The sequence below is a fragment of the Ligilactobacillus agilis DSM 20509 genome, assembly GCF_001436215.1.
Lineage (GTDB): Bacteria > Bacillota > Bacilli > Lactobacillales > Lactobacillaceae > Ligilactobacillus > Ligilactobacillus agilis.
In genome coordinates this window covers 21607-28154 of the sequence record NZ_AYYP01000068.1, presented here as the reverse complement: position 1 = coordinate 28154, position 6548 = coordinate 21607, and the positions used below count along the sequence as shown (strand labels likewise).

The 6548-nt window shown below is 41.8% G+C and carries 7 protein-coding genes; 4 read left to right on the top strand and 3 right to left on the bottom strand.

Annotation, left to right across the window (positions count from 1 at the left end; genetic code table 11):
• Both FC14_RS08730 and FC14_RS08725 read right to left on the bottom strand, forming a co-directional pair.
• Window positions 1-263 (bottom strand): PD-(D/E)XK nuclease family transposase (locus FC14_RS08730; RefSeq protein WP_202813012.1); only part of this gene is annotated, 263 nt, incomplete at its 3' end.
• Between the two features lie 221 nt (window positions 264-484).
• Window positions 485-2119, bottom strand: coding sequence for a peptide ABC transporter substrate-binding protein (locus FC14_RS08725; RefSeq protein ID WP_056977467.1), 1635 nt, complete (start codon window positions 2117-2119; stop codon window positions 485-487).
• Between the two features lie 186 nt (window positions 2120-2305).
• Here FC14_RS08725 and FC14_RS08720 point away from each other — a divergent pair, with 186 nt between their 5' ends.
• Entirely contained in the window at window positions 2306-4066 is a 1761-nt protein-coding gene (locus FC14_RS08720) for an ABC1 kinase family protein (RefSeq protein ID WP_056977464.1), read from the top strand.
• Window positions 4067-4146: 80 nt separating this feature from the next.
• On the opposite strand, the gene FC14_RS08715 is transcribed toward FC14_RS08720, so the two are convergent.
• Window positions 4147-4512 (bottom strand): hypothetical protein, encoded by a 366-nt coding sequence (locus FC14_RS08715; protein WP_056977462.1) that lies wholly within the window; start codon window positions 4510-4512, stop codon window positions 4147-4149.
• A 429-nt stretch (window positions 4513-4941) separates the two neighbouring features.
• Here FC14_RS08715 and FC14_RS08710 point away from each other — a divergent pair, with 429 nt between their 5' ends.
• The 3 genes from FC14_RS08710 (at window position 4942) to FC14_RS08700 (ending at window position 6512) form a co-directional block, all read left to right on the top strand.
• Window positions 4942-5241, top strand: a complete 300-nt coding sequence (locus FC14_RS08710) for a bacteriocin immunity family protein (protein WP_056977460.1) — start codon at window positions 4942-4944, stop codon at window positions 5239-5241.
• A gap of 119 nt (window positions 5242-5360) precedes the next feature.
• Window positions 5361-5795 carry an Hsp20/alpha crystallin family protein gene (locus tag FC14_RS08705; protein WP_056977458.1) on the top strand — a complete coding sequence of 145 codons (435 nt, stop codon included), beginning with the start codon at window positions 5361-5363 and terminating at the stop codon, window positions 5793-5795.
• Between the two features lie 198 nt (window positions 5796-5993).
• Window positions 5994-6512, top strand: coding sequence for a hypothetical protein (locus FC14_RS08700; protein ID WP_056977456.1), 519 nt, complete (start codon window positions 5994-5996; stop codon window positions 6510-6512).
• The last annotated feature ends 36 nt before the right edge of the window (window positions 6513-6548 follow it).

Sequence of the window (6548 nt, the reverse complement as noted above, 5' to 3'; positions counted from 1 at the left end):
TCGTTAGTCATCTGCAGCTCGATATCGAATTGGTTACCATAAGCATCGGTACAGTGGATGTCTAAGCGGCCTGCCTTAGACAAATAGTCGGTTTTTAAGTGGCTTTGGTCGACGACTTTAATCTTAGTAAAGTCTAACTGCGGTAAGACCGCCTTTAAGAATTTGCGACAAATTTCTAACTGAGACATGACCAGCTCAAACATGACGTCGTCAGTGAAGTCGGCCTGGGCCAGTTTGCGCCGGATTTTTTGCTTACTTACCATTTGCTTCTCCTTTAATTATATAAAATTTGAAAGGCAAAGAGAATAATTTACCCTTCACTATAGATATACGCAAAAAGTCGGCGATTAATTTAAAAAAGTTGCAACTTTTTTAACAGGCCGCAATCAGGCAAGTAAAATTAAGCAATAAAAAAACCACAAGCTAGCATCAAAGTACACTAGCTTGTAGTTCAATCGTTATGTTAAAGAGTTGCTAACGCCCCTTACTTATTAGCAATGTAGGCGTCCTTAAATGACCAGGTTACCCCGGCAGTGTTTTGGATAACACCCTTAACTGATGGGTTAAGCATGTAAGCCACGTTTAATTGGTAAAGTGGTGCTACCCCTTGATCTTCACTCAAGATCTTAGAAGCTTTCACCATGTCGTCCCAACGCTTGTCAACGTTACCAGCATCAGTTGTCTTAGAAGCTGTAATTAACTTGTCGTATTCAGCGTTCTTCCACTTCCCGTTGTTGTAGGAGTTGTCAGAAGTGAAGAGGTCTAAGAAGGAGATTGGGTCAGCAAAGTCAGCCCCCCAAGCAGAAACAACTACGTCAAAGTCGCCGTCTTCTGACCGTTGTAAACGAGTCTTGAATGGAACGTTAGATACAGACACATCCACGTCTGGTAAGGCTTGTTGAATTTGACTTTGAAGTGATTCTGTTACTTGCTTAGAAACATCAGTATCATCACCTAATAAAGTGAAGCTTAACTTAGATTGACCTACTTCAGCTAAACCTTCCTTGAGTAACTTTTGGGCCTTAGCCTTGTTGTAAGTTACCCCGGCAGTTGTTTTAGCTGCCACGGCGAAGTCTTTGCCCTTGTTAAAGGCTAAATCACGTGAAACAATTCCGAGTGATGGTAATGTCCCTGCCCCTAACACCTTGTCAGCTAAGACTTGGCGGTTAACTGCATAAGAGAGCGCTTGACGAATCTTCTTGTTAGCGAAGACCTTGTTAGTTTCATTGAATTCTAAGTAGTTTGTCCGCGCTTCCTTCAAGACTCGATAACCATCTTTCCCCTTCAATTGCTTAGCTTGTTCCGTACTCAAAGGAGTGTAGTCAAGTTTCTTAGATTGGTAGAGGTTGTATGAAGTTGTCGTTGACTTGTTAACGCTAAAGTTGATTTGAGATAACTTAACGTCTTTTTTATCCCAGTAGTTCTTGTTCTTAACTAACTTCCAGCTAAGGTTAGAGCCACTCCAGCCTTCCATCTTGAAAGGTCCGTTGTAAACAAGGTACTTAGCAGCTGTCCCGTACTTCTTACCGTATTTTTCAACCACATTTTGGTTTTGTGGGAAGAAGACAGGGAAGCCCATCAACAACTTGAAGTATGGTAACTTCTTTTCTAAAGTTACAACTAACTTGTACTTACCTTCAGCCTTGATTCCTAAAGTATCAACGGCCTTCTTACCAGCGATGATGTCATTGGCATTGGCAATGCCATCAAAGAGGTAGGCGTATTGTGAACCCGTCTTAGGATCAACTGTCCGCCGCCAGGAATAAACGAAATCTTGTGCGGTTACAGGGTCACCGTTTGACCACTTGTCATTCTTACGCAAAGTAAATGTGTAAGTTAAACCATCCTTAGATACTTCTGTCTTAGTTGCTAGACCTGGTTCAACCTTACTATTCTTACCAATTCGATAAATCCCTTCCATTGTGGAATTTAATTGGTCAAAACTGATGGTATCAGTCGCAGTTGACAAGTCCATTGATGGTAGTTCTGAAGCATAACTCCAGTTAAGGACTTGTTTGTCAGCGAGGCCTGACTTGCTACTGTTAGAGCCACAAGCTGTTAGCGCGAGCCCTAAAGCAACAAGTGATGCCCCGGTTGCAATCACCTTTTTAAATTTCATAGCTATTTCCTCCCTAAATCTTAGAAAACATTAACTAACGATGAGTAAATTATAATTTATTTCCCGGATAAAAGCAAGAATTTAATGAGAATAAATTAATTTTAATCCAAGCGATTTATTATTTAGCAACAGTTCTAGCTAGACGTGGTAGAATAACAATAGCATTTAACGAAAGGTGGCTTTCTTATGACCAGGCCTGATTCTTCTAATAACTTAACCCGTGGCAGTCGCCGGACCCGGCTCTTAGAGATTGTCCGGGTAATGCGCAACCATAATGTAATTACTAACTTTATCAACCAACGCAACCCCCGGGAAGTACGCTTGGCCTTTCAAAAGTTAGGCCCAACATTCATCAAGGCCGGTCAGTTACTTTCAACTCGACCCGACCTAATCTCGCCTGCCTTTATCGCCGAAATGCGTCAACTCCAAGATAACGTTGAAGTCGATGATTTTACCAGCGTTAAAACCACCTTTGAAGAACAGACTGGTAAAAAACTCAATGAGGTCTTTAGCTTTTTTGATGAAACTCCTTTTGCTTCCGCCTCAATCGGCCAAACCCACCGAGCCATTTTAAAAGACGGTACCAAAGTCGTGGTTAAAATCCAACACCCCGAGGTTGCCCGCCTAATTGCTACCGACTTGGCCTTATTCCGCCTAGCATTACGAATGACTAAGTTCACCCCCGACATCGGCGCCATCAATCCCCGGGAGATTTTTAACGAAATTAGGACCTCGCTTCTAAATGAAATCAATACCGAAATCGAAATAGAAAACGGCCAGGAATTTTATCACTATAACAATAATGACGGTATCATCCGGGTACCTAAGGTCTACAAGCAATACTCCGCCCAAAAGGTCTTGGTGAACAGCTCCATGCCAGGTAAAAGTATTAAAAATTACCTGGCCCAACCAATCAGCAAGGACCTTGCAGTGGCTGAGAGTCAAAAGGCCGAGCGCAAATACCTAGCCCAGGTATTGGTCAATAACTTTTTAAAACAAGTCTTTGAAGATAACTTCTTTCACGCTGACCCCCACCCAGGTAACATCTTATTCTACCGGCTCAAGGAAGGCGATCCTAATTACCAGGAAAATCAAGCCAAGGAGGCTTTTAGTTACGAGTTTCACGGGAATAAAGTGGTGTGGGCTAAAAACCAACCACTTCCGCCTTACCGCCTAGTCTACCTTGACTTTGGAATGATGGGGCGCTTAACTCCGAGCATGATTGATGGCATTGCCCAGATTGTCCTTGCCTTAAACACCAAGGACATCCGCCAAATCGGCCAGGCCATCCTGGCAGTCTGCAATCAAACCGGGCCGGTCGATAGCGAAGACTTCTACGAGGAACTCGGTTTGTTCCTAACCCCCTTCATGAACATGGGCTTAGATCAAATCAACTTCCCGGCTATGCTCTATAGCGTGATCGGCCTCTGCCGGAAAAATAACTTACAAATGAAAGCCGAGGTAACCCTCCTAGTCAAGGCCTTCGGTTCACTAGAGGGCTTAGTCTCCCAGCTAGACCCCGACCTTTCGATGATGGACGTTGCTCGCCCCTTAGGCAAGGCCTACCTCAAGCGCAAGTTCAACCTCAAAACTAGCTTAGAAGACTTGAGCTTCGATACCCTCCAGTCACTTAAGGCTACTAGCCAACTGCCCACCAAGGCCAGCAAATTTTTTGACGTCGTTAGTTCCGGGCAAACCCGCTTTTCGGTTCGCTACAAGGGCCAAGATAAGCTCCTTGACCGCATCGACCACCTTGCCAACCGGATTATCATCGCCCTCGTCTTAGCGGCGATTATCCTGGCCTCCTCCCTCTTAGTAGAAGGCAGTGCCAACCACCCTGCCATCTATAACTTAGGGGTGACCGGCTACATTGTCGCCATTGTCTTAGTTGCCCTCCTTGTTTTGGACGACCTTCACAAACGCTTTAAGAAGCGCAAACGCAAATAAAAGAGGCCAGGATTTTTAGTCCTGGCCTCTTTTTGCACCGTATAATAGAAACCTAAGCATAACATCATTTCCCACTTCTGTCAAGTCAGCTTACGTTTTAAGTCCCTTAATCTTCGTGTTGCCACCGGGCAAGCAATGTTCCCTTCTTCGTCAAAGTAGACCATTTTTTCAGCAGCATCAAGCGCGACTACCCTGGCTAAATTAATTAGGTACCCCCGACAGAATAAATAAAGCACTACAAACTCAAAAATTCCAAAAAATACATTGCTATCTAATATGAGTTCTTTCGTCATAGATATGACAACCTGTAAAGATTCTATACTTACTAATATAATTCCTATAAATACTGATTTACGAAGGTTAAAATATCCCTTCTTAAAACAAACTATCAAATCAAAAGCTACATTTTCCAATAAAAAAATTACAAATAAAATATTTACCATCACTTGTTTCTTTGCCTCATTTTATAGTCGTACCAGAAAAATCCTCCAAGTACTCTACCATATATCATATTAAGTTTCTTCTTACTTAATGGTTTGAATTGGTTGACGGATTTCATCATTAGTCGTTCCTTTCATTTGATTACCACCAAATTCTAGCGTAATTCACTGAATTTGAGTGCTAAATTCCAAATTCCGGCGGTTTCTCTATCAAATTCCGTCAACTTGTTTATTATATCGGCTAAAAACTTAAAAAGTTAAGCTTAAATAGGTAGCCTACCCCTTTCAATTTCTAAGACACTAAATTCTTACGAAATTAGGCTTAATATTATCCGGATTAGGAAATTTTATCCTCGGTTTCTCTTCTCTGTTTTATAATCTGAATTAGTAACGGTGCGGTTGCTATTTATTGGAAATATCTTAGGGGGTAATTAGATGACCAAGATAACGGAAGCAGAGATTATGAACGAAGTGTACGACTTGATTTTGAATGCCAATGTGACTCAAGACGAACGGGCCATTTTGGTGAACTTTAAAAATAGGGTTACTGACAAGAATTTTGCTAATGAATTGATGGGCTTGGCGGCTGGGCTAAGGCAGCTAGGCATCAAGAATTTAGCGGCGCAAAAGAAAATGAGTCTGGAAACTAGTGCTTTTTATAAAAAGATTGCAGCTTATGGGCAACGAGAGTTAAATTGGGCGCGCGGCTTGGCCATGATTGGCGTAATATTTTAAGTTAATCATGCTAGCCAAAAACTTTTAAGGCGGCTAAAAATAATAGGGCTTTTTGTTAGCATTTTGGTGTAAATGGGACTAAGATATAGTTGTAAGGATAAAGAAAGGAAGTCTTTGATATGGCAAATGAATTAAATAACCGTTTTAACGAGTTGATGAAGGGCGGCGATGACTTCTTCAGTAATCTCGGTCGTTCATTCTTTAATGGCTTTGATGATTCATTTAAGGAAATGAAGACTGATATTTCAGAGAGCGATACTGCTTATACGGTCGCAGTTGATCTTCCTGGGGTAGATAAAAAGGACATTGACATTGACTTCAAAGACCATGCTTTGACAATCTCTGCAAAGCGGGACTCCTTCAGTGATGAAAGTGATGCTAAGGGCAATCTCCTTTCAAGTGAACGGTCATACGGTCGCTTTACCCGCCAATATCAATTCCCTAACGTAGATAAGGATAAGATTTCTGCTAAGTATGAAGCCGGGGTCTTAACCGTTACCTTACCTAAGACGGCTGAAGAAATTTCTAATAGCCACAAGATTGAGATTGAGTAATTGATGAATCCCTCCTAAACGAGTTGGACTAGCTTGCTAGTCTTCCCTAAAATAACCGGTATGCTAATAGCAATGCCGGTTATTTTTTTGACCAAATCTAATGTGTTTCATGTGAAACAACCTTTGATTGTTTTCTAATTTAAATAACGGTATAATGTAATTGAAATTTAATTCAAAATTAATCAAGATGGAATTCATATGTACAAAGATAAGCGGATTATCCAGCGTCCTTACTTCACTTCCCGTTCTTGGGCGGCCCTTATTTTTGCCGCCCTCTTGCTTATTCGGATTACCAGTATCAGTTTAACCGCCCTTTATCACACCCAGGCCGACTTTGTTTACCAGCTTACCTTCCAAAGCTTGTGGTACCTTAGCTCGCTTGGCTTAACCTTGGGGCTTAGTTTCTTATTTGTTTACCTCTTTGATATTCAACTGCGCTTTGCTAGCCTCTTTCGCCTTTACTTTGTTTCACGTAGCCCCTACCTTGGTGCCTGCCTGCTAGAATTGCTGGCCCTTTTAATAAAGAAGCAAGCTTTAACAGCGGCGACTAACCTATCTATTGGGGCGGGCGGCATCGTGCTTAGTTGTTGCTACTTAGCTTGGTTAAACAGGCGAGAAGCCTACCTAACTACTAACCAAAATTTCAAATTAGTGATTGCCACGGGTACCTTTCAACTCTTCAGTCTCCTGCCCGAGTTTTTACAAGTCTTCAGTTAAAAAATTCTAGCAGAAAATAGATTGCGTCAGATTCAT